The organism is Methylobacterium sp. Leaf106 (assembly GCF_001422895.1).
Taxonomy (GTDB): domain Bacteria; phylum Pseudomonadota; class Alphaproteobacteria; order Rhizobiales; family Beijerinckiaceae; genus Methylobacterium; species Methylobacterium bullatum.
Map to the genome: position 1 here is coordinate 22,478 of NZ_LMNB01000031.1, position 20,319 is coordinate 42,796.

At 68.3% G+C, this 20,319-nt stretch carries 22 protein-coding genes; 17 read left to right on the forward strand and 5 right to left on the reverse strand.

From position 1 onward, the window contains the following. Window positions 1–6: 6 nt before the first annotated feature. The 10 genes from ASF34_RS15615 to ASF34_RS15660 all read left to right on the forward strand — a co-directional run bounded on the left by ASF34_RS15615 (window position 7) and on the right by ASF34_RS15660 (window position 10,083). Window positions 7–750, forward strand: coding sequence for a cation transporter (locus tag ASF34_RS15615; RefSeq protein WP_056162237.1), 744 nt, complete (start codon window positions 7–9; stop codon window positions 748–750). Window positions 751–795: 45 nt separating this feature from the next. Next, window positions 796–1,782 carry a cation diffusion facilitator family transporter gene (locus tag ASF34_RS15620; RefSeq protein ID WP_056162240.1) on the forward strand — a complete coding sequence of 329 codons (987 nt, stop codon included), beginning with the start codon at window positions 796–798 and terminating at the stop codon, window positions 1,780–1,782. A 182-nt stretch (window positions 1,783–1,964) separates the two neighbouring features. Beyond that, a complete protein-coding gene (locus ASF34_RS23165) occupies window positions 1,965–2,213 on the forward strand; it encodes a hypothetical protein (RefSeq protein ID WP_056162243.1) in 249 nt (82 codons plus the stop codon). Between the two features lie 65 nt (window positions 2,214–2,278). Then, window positions 2,279–2,641 (forward strand): hypothetical protein, encoded by a 363-nt coding sequence (locus ASF34_RS15630; protein ID WP_244479015.1) that lies wholly within the window; start codon window positions 2,279–2,281, stop codon window positions 2,639–2,641. A gap of 143 nt (window positions 2,642–2,784) precedes the next feature. After that, on the forward strand, window positions 2,785–4,149 hold the full coding sequence (locus ASF34_RS15635) for an efflux RND transporter periplasmic adaptor subunit (protein WP_056162246.1): 1,365 nt from the start codon (window positions 2,785–2,787) through the stop codon (window positions 4,147–4,149). An 11-nt stretch (window positions 4,150–4,160) separates the two neighbouring features. Then, a complete protein-coding gene (locus tag ASF34_RS15640; RefSeq protein WP_056162248.1) occupies window positions 4,161–7,406 on the forward strand; it encodes an efflux RND transporter permease subunit in 3,246 nt (1,081 codons plus the stop codon). A gap of 308 nt (window positions 7,407–7,714) precedes the next feature. After that, a complete protein-coding gene (locus ASF34_RS23530; protein WP_244479016.1) occupies window positions 7,715–7,978 on the forward strand; it encodes a hypothetical protein in 264 nt (87 codons plus the stop codon). A 48-nt stretch (window positions 7,979–8,026) separates the two neighbouring features. Next, window positions 8,027–8,293, forward strand: a complete 267-nt coding sequence (locus ASF34_RS15650; RefSeq protein ID WP_056162250.1) for a metal-sensing transcriptional repressor — start codon at window positions 8,027–8,029, stop codon at window positions 8,291–8,293. A 10-nt stretch (window positions 8,294–8,303) separates the two neighbouring features. Continuing rightward, window positions 8,304–9,629, forward strand: a complete 1,326-nt coding sequence (locus ASF34_RS15655) for an MFS transporter (protein ID WP_056162253.1) — start codon at window positions 8,304–8,306, stop codon at window positions 9,627–9,629. Between the two features lie 193 nt (window positions 9,630–9,822). Next, complete coding sequence (locus tag ASF34_RS15660) at window positions 9,823–10,083, forward strand: hypothetical protein (protein WP_056162257.1); 261 nt, start codon at window positions 9,823–9,825, stop codon at window positions 10,081–10,083. A gap of 354 nt (window positions 10,084–10,437) precedes the next feature. Here ASF34_RS15660 and pcaD read toward each other — a convergent pair whose 3' ends face one another. The 4 genes from pcaD to ASF34_RS15680 all read right to left on the reverse strand — a co-directional run bounded on the left by pcaD (window position 10,438) and on the right by ASF34_RS15680 (window position 13,620). After that, the gene (pcaD, locus tag ASF34_RS15665; protein WP_056093384.1) at window positions 10,438–11,229 is read right to left on the reverse strand and encodes a 3-oxoadipate enol-lactonase; all 792 of its coding nucleotides are present in this window, start codon (window positions 11,227–11,229) and stop codon (window positions 10,438–10,440) included. A 183-nt stretch (window positions 11,230–11,412) separates the two neighbouring features. Next, window positions 11,413–12,057: an NADPH-dependent F420 reductase gene (locus ASF34_RS15670; RefSeq protein WP_056093387.1), complete on the reverse strand. Its 645-nt coding sequence runs from the start codon at window positions 12,055–12,057 to the stop codon at window positions 11,413–11,415. Window positions 12,058–12,198: 141 nt separating this feature from the next. Then, window positions 12,199–12,645 (reverse strand): Rrf2 family transcriptional regulator, encoded by a 447-nt coding sequence (locus ASF34_RS15675; protein WP_056093390.1) that lies wholly within the window; start codon window positions 12,643–12,645, stop codon window positions 12,199–12,201. Window positions 12,646–12,681: 36 nt separating this feature from the next. Further along, window positions 12,682–13,620 carry a LysR family transcriptional regulator gene (locus tag ASF34_RS15680; protein WP_056093393.1) on the reverse strand — a complete coding sequence of 313 codons (939 nt, stop codon included), beginning with the start codon at window positions 13,618–13,620 and terminating at the stop codon, window positions 12,682–12,684. A 116-nt stretch (window positions 13,621–13,736) separates the two neighbouring features. Here ASF34_RS15680 and ASF34_RS15685 point away from each other — a divergent pair, with 116 nt between their 5' ends. The 7 genes from ASF34_RS15685 (at window position 13,737) to ASF34_RS15715 (ending at window position 19,370) form a co-directional block, all read left to right on the forward strand. After that, on the forward strand, window positions 13,737–14,498 hold the full coding sequence (locus ASF34_RS15685) for an SDR family NAD(P)-dependent oxidoreductase (RefSeq protein WP_056093396.1): 762 nt from the start codon (window positions 13,737–13,739) through the stop codon (window positions 14,496–14,498). Window positions 14,499–14,679: 181 nt separating this feature from the next. Further along, entirely contained in the window at window positions 14,680–15,291 is a 612-nt protein-coding gene (locus ASF34_RS15690; RefSeq protein ID WP_056093401.1) for an FMN-dependent NADH-azoreductase, read from the forward strand. Window positions 15,292–15,383: 92 nt separating this feature from the next. After that, window positions 15,384–16,433 (forward strand): LLM class flavin-dependent oxidoreductase, encoded by a 1,050-nt coding sequence (locus ASF34_RS15695; protein ID WP_056093404.1) that lies wholly within the window; start codon window positions 15,384–15,386, stop codon window positions 16,431–16,433. Next, window positions 16,426–17,388: a glutathione S-transferase family protein gene (locus ASF34_RS15700; RefSeq protein ID WP_056093406.1), complete on the forward strand. Its 963-nt coding sequence runs from the start codon at window positions 16,426–16,428 to the stop codon at window positions 17,386–17,388. The genes ASF34_RS15695 and ASF34_RS15700 overlap by 8 nt, the downstream gene beginning before the upstream one ends. A 178-nt stretch (window positions 17,389–17,566) precedes the next feature. Further along, the gene (locus ASF34_RS15705; RefSeq protein ID WP_056093409.1) at window positions 17,567–18,178 is read left to right on the forward strand and encodes a YceI family protein; all 612 of its coding nucleotides are present in this window, start codon (window positions 17,567–17,569) and stop codon (window positions 18,176–18,178) included. A 29-nt stretch (window positions 18,179–18,207) separates the two neighbouring features. Then, a complete protein-coding gene (locus ASF34_RS15710; RefSeq protein ID WP_056162259.1) occupies window positions 18,208–18,807 on the forward strand; it encodes a cytochrome b in 600 nt (199 codons plus the stop codon). Continuing rightward, window positions 18,804–19,370 (forward strand): YceI family protein, encoded by a 567-nt coding sequence (locus ASF34_RS15715; RefSeq protein ID WP_056162262.1) that lies wholly within the window; start codon window positions 18,804–18,806, stop codon window positions 19,368–19,370. Before ASF34_RS15710 ends, ASF34_RS15715 begins: the two co-directional genes overlap by 4 nt. Window positions 19,371–19,388: 18 nt before the next feature. Here the strand turns inward: ASF34_RS15715 and ASF34_RS15720 are convergent, their stop codons facing one another. Continuing rightward, window positions 19,389–20,276 carry a LysR family transcriptional regulator gene (locus ASF34_RS15720; protein WP_056093421.1) on the reverse strand — a complete coding sequence of 296 codons (888 nt, stop codon included), beginning with the start codon at window positions 20,274–20,276 and terminating at the stop codon, window positions 19,389–19,391. Window positions 20,277–20,319: the final 43 nt, after the last annotated feature.

Sequence of the window (20,319 nt, forward strand, 5' to 3'; positions counted from 1 at the left end):
GACGTGATGAGCGACCATTGCTGCGCGACGACAAAGGCCGACTCCTGCTGTTCCCCGCCGGAGATCGCGATCCCCGGCCCTCCTGCGCAGGCGCACGACCACGCCGGCGGGTCATGCTGCTCGGGAGGCGTGCCGGTCTTCGACGGCGTCGACCCACGCTACAAGGCAGTCCTCTGGACCGTCATCGGCATCAACGGCGCGATGTTCGTGACCGAGATGGCGGCCGGCCAACTCGCCGGATCGCAGGCGCTCAAGGCTGACGCCCTCGACTTCCTCGCCGACACCGTGACCTACGGCTTGAGCCTCGCGGTCATCGGCGCATCGCTGGCCGTCCGTTCCAAGGCCGCCCTGTTCAAGGGCGCGTCGCTGTTCCTGATGGCGCTCTGGGTCTTCGGCAGCACCGTCTACCAGACGATGGTCCTCGGCGTGCCCAGGGCGGAGGTCATGGGCGTCATCGGCGTCATGGCGCTGGCCGCGAACCTTGGATCGGTCCTGCTGCTGCGCCGCTACAAGGATGGCGACGCCAACGTGCGGTCGGTCTGGCTGTGCTCGCGCAACGACGCCATCGGCAACGTCGTCGTGATGGTGGCCGCGCTCGGAGTGTGGGGCTCCTCCAGCGCCTGGCCGGACCTCGCAGTCGCCGCGGTGATGGCCGGCATCTTCCTGACCTCGTCCGTCCAGATCCTGCGCCAGGCCTGGGCGGAGCACCGCGAAGGCACCCTCGCGCCCCATTCCGCGCCGGCCGAATAGGCCGAGCCGCAATCCATCGACCGACACCGCCACGGACAGGACGCCATGACGACGCACGACGTACACGCCGGCCATGATCATGGATCGCATGACCACGAGGCCCATTCGGCCGAGGGCCATGCGGGCCATTCACACGGGCCGGGCCATTCCCATGCCCCCGCGAGCTTCGGCAAGGCGTTCGCCATCGGCATCGCCCTCAACGTCGGCTTCGTCGCCGTCGAGGCAACCTACGGGGTGCTGGGCAACTCGATGGCCCTGTTGGCCGATGCCGGCCACAACCTCTCGGACGTGCTCGGCCTCGTGGTGGCCTGGGTCGCCATGGTGCTGGCCAAGCGCGCGCCGAGCGCCCGCTACACCTACGGGATGAAGGGCTCGTCGATCCTGGCGGCCCTGTTCAACGCGGTGTTCCTACTGGTCGCGGTCGGCGCCATCGCCTGGGAGGCGATCCAACGCTTCGGCGAGCCCGTCCCGGTCGCCGGCAAGACCGTGATGATCGTGGCCGCGGTCGGCATCCTCGTGAACGGCATCACCGCCTGGCTGTTCGCCTCCGGGGCCAAGGGCGACATCAACATCAAGGGCGCCTTCCTGCACATGGCCGCGGACGCCGCCGTCTCGGCGGGCGTGGTCATCGCCGGCCTCGTGATCCTCTACACCGGGTGGACGTGGCTCGATCCCGTCGTCAGCCTCGCCATCGTCGCGGTGATCGTCTGGAGCACCTGGGGACTCCTGCGGGACAGCCTCACGCTGTCCCTCGCCGCCGTCCCGCCGGGCATCGATCCGGCCGCCGTCCGCAGCCACCTCGAAGGACTGCCCGGGGTCACCGCCCTGCACGACCTGCACGTCTGGGCGATGAGCACCACCGAGACCTGCCTGACCGCCCATCTCCTGATGCCCGGCGGCCGCCCTGACGACGCCTTCCTCATGAACGCGGCCGCCGGCATCAAGGACCGGTTCGGCATCGGTCACACCACCCTGCAGGTCGAGACGAGCGCCGACACCGCCTGCGCCCTCGCCCCCGCCCACGTCGTCTGAGCCATCGGGAACATGCTTGAATGGAAGGGGATGCCTTCAACCCGAGCGACCGGAGGAGCCCTGCATCCGCGTGCCGTGAGATTGGTTCGGTACTTTCGGCCGCCGATGGATGAACGGCGGTTTCAGGCTTCGTTCAACCGTCGAAGCCGATCCTGACGGCAGCATCCCTTAAGGAACGAGCCATGCGTGTCCGCATCCCTGCCTTGGTCGCCGCCAGCCTGATCCTCGCCCCGGCCGCGGCGTCCGCCCAATACTACGGCGGCGACTTCGACCGGCGCGGCGACGTCCACGTCGACCGCTACCACCACGGCGACCACGACGACGTCGTCATCCACCGTCCGCATCGGGATTACGGCGACCGGGCCTTCTACAGGGATCGGGAATTCTACGGCGAGCGCAGACACCACCATCACCATCACGACGACTATTGAAGCTCGGCACTCGGCTTTGGCCGCCTGGCATGTACGGGTGGCACTGAATCGTTCATAAGGCGACCATGACCACGGGATACCGGATCAGGGCCTACGAGAGGATGCGCGGCTGGTGGGCGACCACCGTCCGCGTGCTCTCGCTCGTCCTGGTCATGGCGCTCGTCGTCCCCGGCGCGATCCACTCCGCCGAGGCCCACCGTTCGGTCAGCCACGAACTCTCGATGTCGGCCCCGGCAGATGCCGCAAGGCAGGACCATGCCGACGCTTGCCCAGCCTGCCATGCGAATTGCGGCTGCCACCAAGCCCTGCACGTAGACGGGACGCCTGCCTTGCCGTCCCTCGGGACCGCGCGCGCTTCCTACGCGACCGTGACCACCGCCATTGGATCGGTCTCGCCCGACCGCCTTCCCAGGCCGCCTCGCGCCTGAGGCGACGTCGCCACCCCCGTGGCGCGTCCCGGCCGGCTCCTCGCGGGTCCCGGCCGCCTCACCATCGCGAACCCCCCAGTAGGGGACCGTCCCAAGCCGCATGAGCGGCGCTGCGACGTCCCTGGCGGACCCGGCCCATTCCCATGCGTGCATTCCTCTCCGTGGCCTTCCTGGCCATCGGCATCGCCGTCGGCGGTGCCTTCCCCCGTGTGTCCGAGGTCGTGCAGGGCGCGCTCGCCGCCGCCGGCCTGACGAACGCCCGGACGGCGCCGCCGACCAACGCGGCCATGACCAAGACGGCGACACCCGCAGCCAACGATGGCCACGGTCATGGCGAGCATGGCCACGAGCATGCCGACGGCGAGCCCAAGCCTGCCGGCGAGCACAAGCACGCCGAAGGCGAGGCGCACGGCCACGACGAGGAGGGCGAGGGCAAGATCAAGATGACAGCCGAGCAGGCCGCCGAGCAGGACATTAAGCTCGCCACGGTCGAGGGTGGCATCCTCTCGCGACATCTCCTGGTGCCCGGCACCATCGCCCAGGACGCCGACCGGATCGCCCGCGTCCCCGTGCGGGTCGTTGGAACCGTGGCCGAGATGCGCAAGCGCCTCGGCGAGGAGGTCGCCAAGGGCGAGGTCGTGGCCGTCCTCGACAGCCGCGAGGTCGCCGAGGCCAAGAGCGACTTCCTCACCGCGACGGTCAAGGTGGACCTGGAGAAGACCAACTTCGACCGTCAGCAGGCCCTCTGGGACAAGCGGATTTCGGCCGAGTCCGCATTCCTGAACGCCAAGGCCGCCTACTCGGAGGCGACCCTTCGGGTCGACCTGGCACGCCAGAAGCTCTCGGCCCTGGGGCTCAACGCAGCCGAGGTCGCGACGTCCGCCAAGAAGGACGAAACCACCCCGAACCTATCTTCGCTACGCCGCTACGAGCTCAAGTCCCCGCTCGCCGGCCGTGTGGTCGAGCGTAAGGTCGATGTCGGAACCGCCGTCGGCAAGGAGGGCGACCCGGCCGACGTCTACACCGTCGCCGATCTGTCCTCCGTGTGGATCGAGCTCGCCATCCCGACCACGGAGCTGTCGAAGGTCCGCGAGGGCGCCAAGGTTACCATCGTCGGAGGCGACGACGCCTCCCGCGGCGTGGGCAAGGTCGTCTTCGTCAGCCCGATCCTCAACCCCGAGACGCGCTCGGCCCGGGTCATCGTCGCCCTGCCGAACAAGGAGATGACCTGGCGACCCGGGACCTTCGTCACCACCGAGGTCGAGATCGCCCAGGACAAGGTCGCTGTCCGGCTGCCGAAATCCGCCATCCAAACCATCGGCGGTGAGAAGGTCGTGTTCGTCCGCACCCCGGAGGGCTTCGAACGCCGGGACGTGACGATCGGCAAGGCCGACGACGACGCCTTCGAGATCCTCACTGGCTTGAAGCCCGGGGACGAGGTCGCGGTGGCAAATTCCTTCGTCCTGAAGGCCGAGCTCGGCAAGGCCGAAGCCGACCACGACCACTGAGGGGGCCGGCCATGATCTCGAAGATCCTCGACTTCTCGGTCCACCAGCGCTGGCTCGTGGTGCTCCTGTCGCTGCTGGCGGCGGGCTTCGGCGTGTTCTCGCTGACCAAGCTCCCCATCGACGCGGTGCCGGACATCACCAACAACCAGGTGCAGATCAACACCACCGCGCCGTCGCTCTCGCCGGTCGACATCGAGAAGCAGGTGACCTACCCGGTCGAGACCGCGCTCGCCGGGATCAAGGGCCTCGAATACACCCGCTCGCTCTCGCGGAACGGCTTCTCTCAGGTCACCGCCGTCTTCTCTGAGAAGCTCGACATCTACTTCGCACGGCAGCAGGTCGCCGAGCGGATCGGTGAGGCGAAGTCGACCCTGCCGCCGGGGGCCGAGCCGCACATGGGGCCGATCTCGACGGGCCTGGGCGAGATCTACATGTGGTCGATCCACTACGCCCAACCGAAGGATCGTAAGGTCTCCCCGGATGGCAAGGCGGGCTGGCAAGGTGACGGGAGCTACCTGACCCCGGAGGGCCAGAGCCTCGCGACCGAGCTCGAACGAACGGCCTACCTGCGCACGGTCCAGGACTGGATCATCCGCCCCCAGGTGAAGACCGTGCCGGGGGTCGCCGGGGTCGACAGCATCGGCGGCTTCGACAAGCAGTACCACGTCCAGCCGGACCCGATGAAGCTGACGGCCCTCGATCTGTCCTTCGCCGACATCGGCCGGGCGCTGGAGGCCAACAACGCCAACCAGGGCGCCCGCTACCTGGAGGACAACGGCGAGGGCTACGTCGTCCGTGCCGCCGGTCGCCTGGAGACCATGGAGGACATCGGCTCCGTGGTCGTGATCACGCGCGGCGGCGTGCCGGTCCGCATCTCGGACATCGCGGAAGTCCGGATCGGGCGCGACCTGCGCACCGGGTCGGGCAGCGAGGACGGGCGCGAGGTCGTCATCGGCACTGCCCTGATGCTGATAGGCGAGAACAGCCGCACTGTCTCGGCCGCCGTCGACGCGAAGATGACCGAGATCAGGCGCACCCTCCCGCCCGGCGTCGAGGTCCAGACCGTCCTTAACCGGACCCTGCTGGTCGAGGCGACCATCCGCACGGTCGCCAAGAACCTGGCCGAGGGCGCCGCCCTCGTCATCGTCATTCTGTTCCTGCTGCTCGGCAACATCCGGGCGGCCATCGTAACCGCCCTCGTCATCCCGGTGGCGATGCTCATGACCATGACCGGCATGGTCCAGGGGCGCATCAGCGCCAACCTGATGAGCCTGGGCGCCCTCGACTTCGGCCTCATCGTCGACGGGGCGGTCATCATCACCGAGAACGCCCTACGCCATCTTGCCGAGCGGCAGGCCGAGCTCGGGCGCAAGCTCGACCTGGAGGAGCGCCTGGTCACCGTCCGCGCGTCGGCCGAGGAGATGATCAAGCCGTCCCTCTACGGGCAGGCGATCATCATCCTCGTCTACGTGCCGCTCCTCACCTTCACCGGGGTCGAGGGCAAGATGTTCGAGCCGATGGCGCTGACCGTCATCATCGCCCTCGTCTCGGCCTTCGTCCTCTCGCTGACCTTCGTCCCGGCGATGATCGCCATCGTCATCACCGGGAAGGTGACCGAGACCGACAACGTCCTCATCCGCGGGATCAAGGCCGCCTACCGACCGGTCCTCGGCGCCGCCCTGCGGGTTCCGATGACGTTCGTCGCGGTCGCCCTGGTGCTGCTCGTCGGCGCCGGCTTCCTGTTCAGGGGGCTTGGCCAGGAGTTCATCCCGCAGCTCGACGAGAAGAGCATCGCGCTGAACGCCCAGCGCATCCCCTCGACCTCCCTGACCCAGTCGCAGGCGATGCAGCTGAAGGTCGAGCAGGCGATCAGCCGATTCCCGCAGGTCGCCTACGTCTTCTCAAAGACCGGCACCGCCGAGGTCGCCTCCGACCCGATGCCGCCGAGCTCGTCCGACACCTTCGTCATCCTCAAGCCCCAAGACGAATGGCCCGACCCGGACCTGTCGAAGGCCGAGTTGCAGGAGCAGATCGAAAAGTCCCTCGGGGCGCTTGCGGGCAACGTCTACGAGTTCTCCCAGCCCATCCAACTGCGCTTCAACGAACTCCTGGCCGGAACCCGCGGCGACCTCGCCGTGAAGGTATTCGGCGAGGAGTTCGAGCCGATGCTCAAGGCCGCCAATCAGGTCGCGGCGATCCTGCGCGGGACCGAGGGCGCCGACGACGTCAAGGTCGAGCAGACCGCCGGGCTGCCGTTCCTAGAGATCAAGATCAACAAGACCGAGGCCGCACGGCTCGGCCTGAGCACGTCCGCGATCCAGGACGTCATCGGCGCGGCCATCGGCGGCCGCGAGGCCGGCATGGTTTTCGAGGGTGACCGGCGCTTCCCCATCGTCGTGCGCCTGAACGACAAGGTGCGCGAGGACCGCGAGGCCCTGGAGAACATCCCCGTGCCGCTGCCCCCGGGCGTCAACGGGCGGGCGTCCTCAGTCCTCCTTAAGCAGGTCGCGAGCTTCTCCGTCACCGAGGGGCCGAACCAGATCTCGCGCGAGAACGGCCGCCGCCGGGTCGTGGTCACCGCCAACGTGCGCGGCCGCGACATCGGATCGCTCGTGGCGGAGGCGCAGGCCAAGGTCGCGTCGGGCGTCCAGCTTCCTGCCGGATACTACGTGACCTGGGGCGGGCAGTTCGAGAACCTGGCCTCGGCCCGGCAGCGCCTGATGGTCGTGGTGCCGGTGTGCTTCTTCCTGATCTTCCTGCTGTTGTTCTCGGCCCTGAACTCGGCGCGCGACGCCCTGCTGGTGTTCAGCGCCGTCCCGCTGGCACTCACCGGCGGCATCGCCGCCCTATGGCTGCGGGGGATGCCGTTCTCGGTGCCGGCGGCGGTCGGGTTCATCGCCCTGTCGGGGGTGGCGGTCCTCAACGGGCTCGTGATGCTGACCTACATCAAGCAGCTGATCGCGGAAGGGAAGCCGCACCGCGAGGCGATCCTGGAGGGTGCGATGACCCGTCTACGGCCAGTGGCGATGACCGCCCTGGTGGCGTCGCTGGGCTTCGTGCCGATGGCCCTGGCGACCGAGACGGGGGCCGAAATCCAGAGGCCGCTCGCGACCGTCGTCATCGGCGGCCTCATCAGTGCGACCCTCCTGACGCTGGTGATCCTCCCCGCCCTCTATGCCCGGTTCGCCCGGACCACGACGGTCAGCTCATCGGCGCGGGTAACGGAGGCCCCGGCTTGCCTCAACGCGGCGGAGTAGCCCGATGCCGTGCCGTCCAGCACTCGCCATCGCGGCATGGGCTGCCATTTCGACGCCGGCGGCCGCTTCGGGCGACGAGGCACCGTTCGGTCTCTCGTGGGGACCGGTCGACCGGATCGCGCCGCCTTCCATGGTCGACCGCGAGGCGAACCTGACCGGGCTGTTCTACTTCCATGATCGGCCGCTCGCCTCGGGCTCCGACACGGCGCAGATCATCCTCGTCGTTTGCCGGGACCAGGGCCTGCAGCAATTGGTCTGGGTCGGGCGCCCGCTCGGCGACGTCGCCGCCGCGTCGGCGTTGGGAGGCGATGCGGCGGGAAGGCGTGCAGCGCCATGGCAAGGCCCGGATCGGGCCTGCCGCGAACGCCCTGGAATGGCCAGAGGCGCGCATCACCCTGGCGACGCGCATGGGGTACGACGGCACCTGCATGTTGGTCATGACGGTTTCGGGTCCGAGGTTCGCGGCATGCTCCGCAGTGCATCGTGGCGCCACCGGCCATCCGGCCGAGGACCACGTCACGGACCTGCTCGGAGAGAAGGGGCCGCCGGCCGGCCACTACACGCCTCCGTAGCAAGCGACGCCGATTGATGCATCCCCTCCGGGGGGATAGGATCGCGGGATGGAACACGCCTCGCATCCGGATATCGTCAAGCGCCTGAAGCGCGCGCACGGCCACCTCGCCGGGGTGATCTCCATGATCGAGGAAGGCCGCCCCTGCGTGGACCTCGCCCAGCAACTGCACGCGGTCGAGAGCGCGATCACGAACGCCAAGCGCGTCCTCATCGAGGACCACATGGAGCACTGCCTCGCGGACGGCGTCGGGCAGGGAGGCAAATCCACCAAGGACGCCCTCGCCGAGTTCAAGCTGCTCGCGAAGTACCTGTGAGGCGCTTCCGATGCTGAGCGTCCTCGCCCATCGCACCTACCGTCACCTGTTCGCGGCCCAGGTCGTCGCCCTGATCGGCACGGGTCTGCTCACGGTCGCCCTCGGGCTTCTGGCATTCCGGATCGCCGGTAACCGCGCTGGCACCGTCCTCGGGACGGCGCTGGCCATCAAGATGGTGGCCTACGTCCTCGTCGCCCCGGTGGCCCAGGCCTTCACGGGTCGGTTGCCACGACGCGCATTCCTGGTGGGCACGGACCTCGTCCGCGCCGCCATCACACTGACGCTGCCCTTCGTCGATCAGGTCTGGCAGGTCTACGCCCTGATCTTCGTCCTGCAATCGGCCTCGGCGGCGTTCACCCCGACCTTCCAGGCCACCATCCCGGACATCCTACCGGACGAACGGGACTACACCCGTGCCCTCTCGCTCTCGCGCCTCGCCTACGACATGGAGAACCTGCTCAGCCCGACCCTGGCGGCCCTTCTCCTGACCGTGGTCCCCTACAACGCGCTGTTCGGCGGCACGGTCGTCGGCTTCATGTGCTCGGCGGCACTGGTGGTGTCCGTGACCTTGCCGACCGCCGCCCGGACCGACCCGCATGGCGGCGTCTACGACCGGACGACGCGAGGCCTTCGGATCTACCTCGCGACGCCGCGCCTGCGCGGGTTGCTCGCCCTGAACCTCGCGGTCGCCGCGGCAGGCGCCATGGTCATCGTCAACACCGTGGTGATCGTGCAGGGCCTCCTGGACCGACCCCAGACCGACGTGGCCCTCGCCCTCGGCTTGTTCGGGGGCGGCTCCATGATCGCCGCCCTGACACTGCCAAGACTGCTCGACCGGCTATCGGACCGCGCAATCATGATCCCGGCGGCGGCCCTGCTCGGCGCGGTTCTCCTGGGTGTCGCGGCCATGACATGGGGCGGGACCATCGGTTGGCCGCTTCTCCTCGGGACCTGGCTGATCCTCGGCATCGCCTACGCCGCCGTGCAGACCCCCACCGGCAGACTCCTGCGCCGCTCGGCGACCCCGGAGGACCGCCCGGCCGTCTTCGCCGCCCAGTTCGCCCTGTCCCATGCCGCGTGGTTGCTCACCTATCCGCTGGCCGGGTGGCTGAGCCCGTCCGTGGGGATGCCATCCACGCTGGCGATCCTCGGGGCTGTGACGCTTGCCGGCGTCGCTACGGCGGCCCGGCTATGGCCGGCGGCGGACCCCGACGTGATCGAGCATGCCCACGCAGACCTCGACGTCCGGCACCCGCACCTGCATGGAGGCCGCCGTCACGCCCACGCCTACGTCATCGACGACCTGCATCATCGTTGGCCGGCCAGGGCGGGGTGAGCGCCGTTGGATGTCATTGCCTGCTGAGTCGAACGTCGGGCCGGCCGACCAGCCCAGCGGAAGTCGAATGTTCCGTTAGGCACGCGAGTAGGAGGAGAACGTACCCCGCGGAACGGTCTTGGAAGCGGAGCCGTTCACAAGGCTCGGGTGCCGTCTGTTTCGACGCATTGCCGACAACGACGTGAGGAAGCCCATGAGAAAGTCCCTTTTCGCCGCCGCCATCCTGGCAACCCTGGGTGCCGCTTCGGTCGCTCCCGCCTCGGCCGCCCCCGGCATGGTCGGTGCCGTCGATGCCCCGACCGCCGTGACTGAGGTCCGGATGGACGGCATGCACGGTCATCGCGGCCACGGCATGCGCCATCACCATCATCGTGGGCACATGATGCGGCACCACCATCACCACCGTGGCCACATGATGCGCCACGGGCATGGCCATCGCCACCATCGCATGTGATCGGCAGGGGCCCTTCGGGGCCCCTTATCGTATCCGACTACACCCGGGCCAGGTGTCGCGGCGTGATCGCGGAGGCCTGACACAGGAGCTCCCGCAGTCCAGGCGCAGTCCGTACTTCCAAAGCTGTACTTCCATCAGACGAAGTGGGCGTAACGGGTCGACCAACCTTAGAAGGCTAAGTTTGGAAATCTGACACCGGTTACCGCCACGAACGTCCGGGATGAATGGGGAGCGGACCTTGGCTTTTCGCTCTGGAGCGGACGTGCCGTATCCGACCCAACCACGCCGTAGGTTAGGGACTTGGCCTTCCCTCGAAAGCAGACATGCAGAGAGCGATCCCATCGGATCTGACTGTCAACTCATGTGCCGATCAAGGAACGCTAGCAGATGGCTTGCGGTCGGATACGGTCGCTCGACGGCCAGCATATGCGCGGCACGCGGCAACAGGATTAACTCCGCCTGGGGGATGCCCTCGCAGATGACCTCGGCCATCGCCGGTGGCGTCGACGAATCGTCGCGTCCGGCTACGACGAGGGTCGGCGCCGTAATGCGGTTCAGCACGGGCCGCAGGTCCATCCGGCCTATCGCTCCGCACGCGACCGCATAGCCGGCCGGGTTGCACGCGGCGAAGGCGTCCCGGATAGGCACGAACACGGCAGGAGATCGCTCCGCGAAGCCCGGCGTGAACCAGCGCTGGAACGTCGGCTCCATGATCGCCGCCATCCCCGTCGCGCGTACGGTCGCCGCCCGCTCGTTCCACATCGACTCGCTCGGCAGATGGGCGGCGGTCGCCATAAGGGTCAGGCTCGACGCCCGCTCCGGCTCGGCGGCCGCCAATGCCTGCATGGTCATGCCGCCAAGCGAAAGGCCGACCAAGTGGGCTCGCTCGATGCCGAGAATGTCGAGCAGGTTGCGGAGGTCCCCTGCCAGGTCCAGGATCTCGCAGGATTCATCGCGGGTGGCCGAGCCCCCATGTCCACGAGTGTCGTAGCGCAGCACCCGATAGCGTTCGGCGACACGAGGCGCCACGCCGTCCCACATCGCCATCGTCGTCCCAAGGGAGTTAGAGAAGGCGACGACTGGCGCGCCGCCAGGGCCGGTCAACTCATAGTTCAGGGAGAGACCGTTGACGTGGACCAGTGGCATATCGGGTTCCCGTCTTCTCGCCGCGTCCAATGTGAGTAGGGGGGATGCCCGGAGGGCGGTCAATCCCAGCGGTCTTAATAGCGAGCGTCGGCAGCAAGCCTCCGGACGTTCATGCCAGTCCGGACGCCAGCCTCTCTCATCGACCCCAGGGAGCAATGCCCCCGAGGTCGATGGTCGGCCCACCTAGATCTTTACGAGGTTCAGGGTGGCGAGCGACCCGAAGGGCAGTCCAGCCAGGGGCCCGCCGACGTCCAGCGTTCCGAGGTCGATGGGGAAGAAGCCCGCGGTCTCGATCACGTCGCGGACCGCGCCCTTCGCCGCGACGTCGTCGCCCGAGTAGAACAGGACGCGCTTGCCGCCGGCCGTCTCGGGCTCAGGGAGGACATTGACGTCGAGGTGGTTGAACGCCTTGACCACGCGGGCACCCGGGACGAACTCGCTGAACACCGCACTGGAATGTTGACCGCCGAGGTCGATGGCCTTGATGCCGTAGGCGGCGAGCGGGTTGCTCGCGTCGTTCCGGTCCGGGGAGTCGGGGGCGAGAAACTCGACCGCGTTGGTGCCGTCGATGACGACGCGGCCGTTCCACGCCGGCAGGCCGTGCAGGGCCGCCTGGATGTGGACCCACGGCACGGCTACCAGCACGATGTCGGCGCCCGCGGCCTCCGCGATGGTCCCGGCCTTCGCGTGCGGCCCGATCTCCTGGACCAGGCCCGCAAGGGACTCCGGACCGCGGCTGTTCGAGAGGATGACGTCGAGGCCCTTCGCGGCGAAGGCCCGGGCCGCGTTCGAACCGAGGGCGCCCGAACCGATGATGCCGATACTCATGGACTTGTTTCCTGTTTGGATGCGGGGCTGGGGAAGACGGGTCGTCGGCGCCCCGAAGGCCGAGGACCCGCCATGATCGGTCGCGCGGGATGACATATATGATAGTATGTCGTCGTCGCTACGACAGAATTTGGTAAAGCTTCACCAGACGAGAGGGATCGTGAACTTGCCCAGTCGTGCCACCTCGGCGGCGATGTCGGCGACCGTGACCCCGGACAACTCGCCCTCCATCGACTTGCGCGCCCGATCCAGGGTCGGCCGGAGCGCTTCCTGGATGTTGCCCCCGACGGCGCAGTTCGCGCAGGGCGCCGTCCGGTGAAGGGTGAACAATTCCGTGTCCTCGACCGCCTCGTAGACGTCGATGAGGCGGATCGCTGCGGCATCCTTGGCGAGCAGGGCGCCGCCACCGGCCCCCAACTGGGACTTGGTCAAGCCAGCGTCGTTCAGGCGAGAGAGCAACCCGCGAATGACGACCGCCCCGGTGTTAGCGGAGTAGGCGAGATCCTCGGACCGCATCGGCTTTCCGTCACCGACCGCAAGCGCGGCGAGGACATGGACGGCGACGACGAAGCGGGAACTGGTTGGCATCGGAGCGTTTGAACCGTTGGTGTGTCACCGTCGGTATTACACATTTCCTGGTTCGTCAACCGCTTCCTCGACGAAAGCCTGGTTCGGGCATTGCTTGAGGCGCTCGATCATCCAGCGGCCAGCCGGACCGGGCGGCTCGGACGTCCGGTAAACCGCGGACATCGGAAGCGAGAGGCCGCCTTCCGGAATATCCTCGATGGACAGGATCACGAGGCGGCCGTCGTCGATGTCCTGGCGTACGATGTGAAGCGGCATGCCGCCCCAGCCCAGGCCGCTCAGCAGGAAGGCGTGTTTGGCGAAGAGGTCTCCCAGCCGCCAGGTCGAGGGCGACATCACGCCGAACTCGCGCCCGGCCGAGAGATCGGATCGGTCCGTCAGGACGAGTTGTACGTGCTCGGCCAGCGCGGCCTTCGGAATGAGTCCGCGATGCGCCGCGAGCGGGTGATCCGCCGCCGCGACCATGACGAAGGTCACGCTGGTTAGGCGCTCGGCCGTGAGGCCGGCAGGCAAGGTAGGCAGCGAACCCACCAGGCCGAAGCTCGCGCGCCCGTCCATAACGGGTTGGACAGTTGCTCCAAGCGCCTCGACGTAGAGGCGCAGCGGGGTCGCGGAGAAGCTCTCCCGGAACTCCCGTGCGACCTCGGCGAAGGCGGTAATGGGAAAGAACACGTCGATGACGGCGGTGAGCTCGGGCTCCAACCCGCCGGCGATGCCCTTGGCCCGTGCCTTCAGGCCGTTGACGCCCGCGACGATGGCCCGGGCATCGGCGAGCAGCACGGCCCCCTCGGTCGTGAGGCGCGGGTAGCGGGCGCTCCGGTCGAACAGGACGACCCCAAGCTGCGCCTCCAGGTTGGCCATCGTCTCGCTGACCGCGGATTGCGTCCGCCGAAGCTTTCGGGCCGCCGCCGAGAAGCTGCCCTCGTCGACCGCCGCCTCGAAGATCCGCAACTGGTCCAGAGACAATCCGTCGAGCATGGGGAGAGCGATCCATCGGGAAAGCCGATGGATAACATCGAAACGTACGGAGTGCCATCGCGGTCGCGGCCATGGGATGTGTCCGACGGAATGCCGCCGCATCGAAGGGAAAGCCCATGGACACGAACAAGATCGCCCTGGTGACGGGCAGCAGCCGAGGCCTCGGACGGAACACGGCCCTGGCCCTCGCGTGCTCCGGCGTCGACGTCGTGGTCACCTACCGGAGCGACGAGGGCAGTGCGGTCGCGGTGGCACGCGAGATCGAGGGACTCGGCCGGAAGGCCATCGTGCTCCGGCTGGATACGGCGGAGGTTTCATCCTTCCCGGCCTTCGTCGACAGACTTCGGCAGGGCCTGCGGGAGACCTGGTCACGCGAGACCGTCGACTTCCTCGTCAATAACGCCGGCATCGGCATCGCCGCGCCCTTCGCTGAGACCGGCGAGGAGATGTTCGACCGGCTGATGTCGATCCACCTCAAGGGCGTCTTCTTCCTGACCCAGTCCCTGCTGCCGGTCATCGTCGACGGTGGCCGCGTCGTGAACCTGTCGACCGGGCTCACCCGCTTCTCGCTGCCGGGCTACGCCGCCTACGCGGCGATGAAGGGCGGCGTCGAGACGCTGACCCGCTACCTGGCCAAGGAGCTCGGACCGCGACGGATCGCGGTCAACGCCATTGCGCCTGGCGCCATCGAGACCGACTTCGCCGGCGGCGTCGTGCGCGACAACGACGGGCTCAATAAGATGATCGCCGGCCAGACCGCCCTCGGCCGCGTCGGCCTCCCCGACGACATCGGCCCCGCCATCGCCTCCCTGCTCTCGGACGCCAACCGCTGGGTCAACGGACAGCGCATCGAGGTCTCCGGCGGCATGTTCCTGTGAGAGAACGCCGCGATCCTCACAGGGTTCACCACCGTCGTCCATCGCCACGCCCGATGGTAAGCATCGCAACGAACTGGCTTCCTCGATGCCCGGGCGGGTCGTCTAATCAGCGTGTCCTCGGGGGTGGCGGCTTCCCGCCATCGACCCCGATACCCTTATCGTTCGCCCGTAGGCCCACACCATGACTAAAATCCTCCACATCGATTCAAGCATCCTCGGCGCTCATTCGGTCAGCCGCGCGCTCACCGCCGACATCGTGGCCAGGCTGCAGGCGCTCCACCCGGGCGCGGAGGTCATCCGACGCGACCTCGTCGCCGACCCGACCCTCCACCTGTCGGACGCCCACCTGGCGGTCTTCCAGGGCGGCGAGGTCGGCAGCCAGGCCCTCGGCGAGGATCTCGCCAAGGGCGGCGCCTACGTCGACGACCTGTTCGCGTCCGAAGTCATCGTCATCGGCGCGCCGATGTACAACTTCTCGGTCCCGTCGCAGCTCAAGGCCTGGATCGACCGGGTCTGCGTCGCCGGCAAGACCTTCAACTACGGACCGAACGGCCCCGAGGGGTTGGTCAAGGGCAAGACGGTCTACGTCGCCTCGACCCGCGGCGGCGCCTACTCCGGGGACAGCCCGATTGCGGGCCTCGACCATCAGGAGAGCTACCTGCGCGTCGCGCTGGGCTTCATCGGGCTCACCGACATCACCATCGTGCGGGCCGAGGGCCTCGCGAAGGGCGGGGAGACGAAGGAGCACGCCGTCGCCGAGGCCAAGGCGCAGGTCGCGGCGCTCGCCGCCTGAGCCCGGCACCGACAGGCAATCGAAGGGCCGACGGCATCGCCGGCCTTGAGCGACCGCGGGTCGGCCCGACCGATCCCGCCGAGGACAAGACGATGGAAATCGGTATCGACAGCTTCGCCGCCACGATTCCCGACCCGGCGACGGGCCGAACGGTCCCGCCGGCGGACCGGTTGGAAGCGCTGCTGGCCGAGGTGGAGACCGCCGACCGGGTCGGCCTTGACGTCTTCGGCATCGGCGAGCACCACCGTCCGGAGTTCCTTGATGCCGCCCCCACGGTCATCCTGGCCGCCGCGGCGGCGCGTACCAAGCGCATCCGCCTCGCCAGTGCGGTCACGGTCTTGAGCGCCGCCGATCCGGTGCGGGTCTTTCAAGAGTTCGCCACTGTCGACCTCATCGCCAAGGGGCGCGCCGAGATCGTGGTCGGGCGGGGCTCCTTCGGCGAGGCCTACCCGCTCTTCGGCTTCGCCATGCAGGACTATGACGCCCTGTTCGCGGAGAAACTCGACCTGCTCCTCAAGCTGCGCGACGAGGTCAAGGTGACCTGGAGCGGTCGCTTCCGGGCGCCCCTGAACGGCCAGGGCGTGTACCCGCGGCCGCATCAGGCGCAGATCCCGATCTGGCTCGGGGTCGGTGGCACCCCGGCCTCCTTCGCCCGCGCCGGTACGTTAGGGTTGCCGCTGATGGTGGCCATCATCGGCGGCGGCTTCGAGCGCTTCCGCCCCCTCGTCGACCTCTACCGCGAGGCCGGCCGCAGGGCGGGCCACGCACCGGAGGCGCTCAAGGTCGGGGTCCACGCCATGGGCTTCGTCGGCGACACCGACCGCGCCGCCCGCGACGCCTTCTACCCCGGCTGGGCCCACATGTTCACCGAGATCGGGCGCGAGCGCGGTTGGACCCGCGTCACCCGCGCCCAGTTCGACGCCATGTGCGGCCCCGGGGGCGCCTTCCTGATCGGCTCGCCCGGCACCGTCCGCGACAAGGTCCTCGCGGCGAGCGAGGCGCTTGGCGGGCTCTCGCGCATCACCTTCCAGATGAGCTCAGCCATGCTGGAGACCGAGGCGATGCAGCGCTCGATCACGCTGCTCGGCACCGAGGTGTCGCCGGCCGTCAAGAAAGCACTGGGGGAGCCAAGCCATGGGTGAGCTGATCGGCGGCGTATGGCGCACCGGTGGGATCGAGAGCGTGCTGTCCGACGGCACGCTGCGTCGGCCGCCCTCGGTCTTCCGGGACCGGGTCACCGCGGACGACGGTCCTTTCCGGGCCGAGGCAGGACGCTATCACCTCTACGTCTCCCTGGCCTGCCCGTGGGCGCACCGCACCCTCATCATGCGCAGCCTCAAGGGGCTCGCGCCGATGGTCGGCCTCTCCGTCGTGCACTGGCTGATGGGCGAGGACGGCTGGACCTTCGCGCCGGGCCCCGGGGTCGTCCCCGACACGGTCAACGGCGTGACAGCGCTCCACCAGCTCTACACCTTGGCCGATCCGAACTGCACGACGCGCGTGACCGTGCCGGTGCTGTGGGACAAGGCGACCGGTCGCATCGTCTCGAACGAATCCGCCGAGATCCTGCGGATGTTCATCGCGGCCTTCGACGGGCTCGGGGCGACCGCGGGTGACTACTATCCGGAGGCCCACCGCGCCGAGATCGACGCCGTCAACGAGCGTGTCTACGCGAACCTCAACAACGGGGTCTACCGAGCCGGCTTCGCCACGACGCAAGCTGCCTACGAGGCCGCCATCGAGGGGGTCTTCGATACCCTCGACTGGCTTGAGGAGCGCCTTGCCGGACAGCGTTTCCTGGTCGGCGATGCGCTCACCGAGGCCGACATCCGGCTGTTCACGACCCTCGTGCGCTTCAACGCGGTCTATCACGGCCACTTCAAGTGCAATCGCCGGGCGCTCGTCACGTACCCGGCGCTCTGGGCCTACACCCGCGACCTCTACCAGCACCCGGCTATCCGACCGACGGTCGATCTCGGGCACATCAAGGGGCACTACTACGGCAGCCACCCCTGGCTGAACCCGAGCCGCATCGTCCCCCTCGGCCCCGACCTCGATTTCGATGCGCCCTCGGGACGGGAGCGCCTGTCGAACTGAGCGACACGGACCGGTCCAGGCCGCCTTCGTGATCCATCGCCATGTCCGATGGATCGCATCGATATATACCGGCTATCGAACGACCCGGTGATCGAAGAAGAAGGGGCCGCAGAGGTCCCCGTCTCGGGACCGACCCGCACCCCGGGCGACCAGCGTCGCCCCCATCCGGAGAACGACGTTGAAGACCCTTCTCATCCCGACCATCGCGCTGACCCTCGCCTTGGCCGCCCCGGCCCTGGCCCAGACACCGCCGACGCGCGACCCCGCCCAGATCCAGGCCGGAACCTATGCCGTCGACGCCGGCCACACCCAGGTGGGCTGGAAGGTCTCGCACATGGGCTTCTCGAACTACCACGGCGGCTTCTCGGACGTGTCGGGCTCCCTGACCCTCGATCCGAAGAACCCGGCCCAGTCGAAGCTCTCGATCAAGATCCCGGTCGCCTCGGTCTCGACCACCAGCGACAAGCTCACCGGCGAGCTCAAGGGCGACCAGTGGCTCGACGGGGCCAAGTTCCCGGAGATGACCTTCGTGTCCACGAAGGTCGAGCCGCAGGGCAAGGACAAGGCGAAGGTACTGGGCAACCTCACACTGCACGGCGTCACGAAGCCCGTCACGCTCGACGTCACCCTGGTCGGCGCCGGCGCCAACCCGATGAGCAAGAAGTACACGGTCGGCTTCGACGCGACCGGCACGATCAAGCGCTCCGAGTTCGGCGTGAAGACCTACGTGCCCCTGATCGGCGACGATCTTCACCTCACCATCGCGGGCGCCTTCGAGCGTCAGGACTGACACCTGGGTCCGGGAGACGGAGGGCGGTCATGTCGGAAGCAACGCGGCGATACACCCGCGTGGCGATCCTGCTGCACTGGGTCAGCGCGCTCTGCGTGCTGGGCCTGCTCGGGATGGGCCTGCTCATGGTGCACGGGGACCTGGCGCCGATGCGCCGGTTCCAACTGTACCAGTGGCACAAGTCGGTGGGCATCACCGTCCTCCTGCTGACCGTCCTGCGTCTCGCGTGGCGTCTCGGTCAAAAGCCGCCGCCCCATCCTGACGGCATGCCGGCGCGTGAGCGCCGGGCGGCCGCGGCGGCCCACCTCGCCCTGTACGGGTTGCTGCTTGGATTGCCGCTCGCCGGCTGGGCCGTCGTTTCGCTCTCGCCCTTCAACATCCCGACGGTGCTGTTCGGGCAGATTCCATGGCCGCACCTGCCTCTCTCCGGACTCGTCGATCCCGCCGCCGGCGAGGCGGTGATGAAGTGGGTCCACGCCTACGGCGCCTGGTTCCTCGGCCTGCTCGTACTGCTGCACGTGGCGGCGGCGCTGCGCCATCACTGGGTTCTTCGCGACGACGTCCTGCGCCGCATGTCGCTGGCCCTGCGCGGCGCGGGCGGGCATCCCCTCACGAGATCATCGTCATGAACGTCCGTCACCTGCTCGTCCTGCTGGCCCTCCAGACGGTGCCGTCCCACGGGTTCGCCGCCGAGTGGCAGGTCGATCCTTCGAAGAGCGCGATCAGGTTCTCGGGTGTTCAGGTTGGGGTGCCGTTCACGGGGGGCTTCCAGCGCTTCGAGGCGGCGGTGGACTTCGACCCCGCCAAGCCCGAGACCGGCCACGCCACCGTCCTGATCGACCTGAGTTCGGCGAAGACCGGCGACGTCCAGCGCGACGAGGCGCTGCCGCAAAAGGACTGGTTCGACGTCAAGGCGGAGGCGAAGGCCCGCTTCGAGGCGACCCGCTTCGTCGACAAGGGCGACGGCCGCTACGACGCGGTCGGCACACTGACCATCCGTGGCAAGAGCAAGCCCGTCACACTGCCGTTCCGTTTCACCCTCGACGGCGGGAAGGCGCACGCGGTCGGGCATCTCGACCTTGTCCGCACCGAGTTCGGTGTCGGCCAGGGCCCCTGGGCATCGGGGCAATGGGTGGCCCTGGAGGTGGGAGTCGACGTGGATCTCGTGGCATCAGCCGAGCCGGGAACATGACCCAAGCACGCCGAAGGTTCAGAGCTCGGCCGCTACGAGGTCTATGAAACGCCGGACCTTGGAGGCCAGGTGGCGCCGGCTCGGATAAAGCGCGCAGATCGGGACGGGGGGAGCTGCGTAGGCCGAGAGCACGGTCCGCAGGCGGTCGTTCGCGACGTCATCGTCGACAACGTAGCTCGGCAGGTAGGCCAGGCCAGCACCGGAGATGGCGGCATCCCGCAAGGCCTCGCCGCCATCCAGCGAGAGCCGCGCCCGTGGTCGGATCGAAGCGGTCCTGCCATCGATGGCGAAGCGCCAACCCCGGTGCTGGCCGGCGCTGAGATAGCTCAGGCAGGCATGGTCCGTAAGGTCGTCGGGATGCAGGGGCGGCGGTCGCGTGGACAGGTAGCCCGGGCTTGCCACGACGACATCCTGCTGCCGCGTCAGGGTCCTGGCGATCAGGCTGCCGTGCTCGCGGGGTTCCCCGATCCGGATCGCCAAGTCGTAGCCATCGTCGATGATGTCGTTGACCCGGTCGGTGAGGCTGACCTCGGCACGCAGCTTCGGCCACGACGCCAGGAACCGGTTGAGCACGGGCAGGATCACCACCCGTCCGAAGGTGGCCGGAGCCGTGAGGCGGAGTAGACCCTGCGGTTCGCCGCTCCCGTTGGCCATCGATAGCTCCGCATCCTCAAGATCGGAGAGGATTTGGGTGCATCGGTCGAGGAAGATACGGCCATCGTCCGTCAGGGCGAGACTTCGCGTCGTCCGATGGAACAGCCGCACGCCGAGGCGGCCCTCAAGCCGCCCCACGCTCTTCGCGATCCCGGATCTCGTCATCGCTCGGATGCGCGCGGCGGCGACGAAGCTGCCCGCTTCCGCCGCCGCCACGAACGCTGCGATGTCTCCGATGTTTCCTGATGACATGCGGTCTACCCGGTCCCCGGTGTGTTGACGCACATTCGCCAAT

Excerpts from the sequence above, each read along its gene's own strand:
- ASF34_RS15685 (WP_056093396.1), top strand. The coding sequence starts at position 13,737 with ATGGACACGAACAAGATCGCCCTGGTGACGGGCAGCAGCCGAGGCCTC.
- ASF34_RS15715 (WP_056162262.1), top strand. The coding sequence starts at position 18,804 with ATGAACGTCCGTCACCTGCTCGTCCTGCTGGCCCTCCAGACGGTGCCG.
- ASF34_RS15620 (WP_056162240.1), top strand. The coding sequence starts at position 796 with ATGACGACGCACGACGTACACGCCGGCCATGATCATGGATCGCATGAC.
- ASF34_RS15690 (WP_056093401.1), top strand. The coding sequence starts at position 14,680 with ATGACTAAAATCCTCCACATCGATTCAAGCATCCTCGGCGCTCATTCG.
- ASF34_RS15670 (WP_056093387.1), bottom strand. The coding sequence starts at position 12,057 with ATGAGTATCGGCATCATCGGTTCGGGCGCCCTCGGTTCGAACGCGGCC.
- ASF34_RS15720 (WP_056093421.1), bottom strand. The coding sequence starts at position 20,276 with ATGTCATCAGGAAACATCGGAGACATCGCAGCGTTCGTGGCGGCGGCG.
- ASF34_RS23165 (WP_056162243.1), top strand. The coding sequence starts at position 1,965 with ATGCGTGTCCGCATCCCTGCCTTGGTCGCCGCCAGCCTGATCCTCGCC.
- ASF34_RS15675 (WP_056093390.1), bottom strand. The coding sequence starts at position 12,645 with ATGCCAACCAGTTCCCGCTTCGTCGTCGCCGTCCATGTCCTCGCCGCG.
- ASF34_RS15640 (WP_056162248.1), top strand. The coding sequence starts at position 4,161 with ATGATCTCGAAGATCCTCGACTTCTCGGTCCACCAGCGCTGGCTCGTG.
- ASF34_RS15710 (WP_056162259.1), top strand. The coding sequence starts at position 18,208 with ATGTCGGAAGCAACGCGGCGATACACCCGCGTGGCGATCCTGCTGCAC.
- ASF34_RS15650 (WP_056162250.1), top strand. The coding sequence starts at position 8,027 with ATGGAACACGCCTCGCATCCGGATATCGTCAAGCGCCTGAAGCGCGCG.
- pcaD (WP_056093384.1), bottom strand. The coding sequence starts at position 11,229 with ATGCCACTGGTCCACGTCAACGGTCTCTCCCTGAACTATGAGTTGACC.
- ASF34_RS15680 (WP_056093393.1), bottom strand. The coding sequence starts at position 13,620 with ATGCTCGACGGATTGTCTCTGGACCAGTTGCGGATCTTCGAGGCGGCG.
- ASF34_RS15635 (WP_056162246.1), top strand. The coding sequence starts at position 2,785 with ATGCGTGCATTCCTCTCCGTGGCCTTCCTGGCCATCGGCATCGCCGTC.
- ASF34_RS15695 (WP_056093404.1), top strand. The coding sequence starts at position 15,384 with ATGGAAATCGGTATCGACAGCTTCGCCGCCACGATTCCCGACCCGGCG.
- ASF34_RS15700 (WP_056093406.1), top strand. The coding sequence starts at position 16,426 with ATGGGTGAGCTGATCGGCGGCGTATGGCGCACCGGTGGGATCGAGAGC.
- ASF34_RS15615 (WP_056162237.1), top strand. The coding sequence starts at position 7 with ATGAGCGACCATTGCTGCGCGACGACAAAGGCCGACTCCTGCTGTTCC.
- ASF34_RS23530 (WP_244479016.1), top strand. The coding sequence starts at position 7,715 with ATGCGGCGGGAAGGCGTGCAGCGCCATGGCAAGGCCCGGATCGGGCCT.
- ASF34_RS15630 (WP_244479015.1), top strand. The coding sequence starts at position 2,279 with ATGACCACGGGATACCGGATCAGGGCCTACGAGAGGATGCGCGGCTGG.
- ASF34_RS15655 (WP_056162253.1), top strand. The coding sequence starts at position 8,304 with ATGCTGAGCGTCCTCGCCCATCGCACCTACCGTCACCTGTTCGCGGCC.
- ASF34_RS15660 (WP_056162257.1), top strand. The coding sequence starts at position 9,823 with ATGAGAAAGTCCCTTTTCGCCGCCGCCATCCTGGCAACCCTGGGTGCC.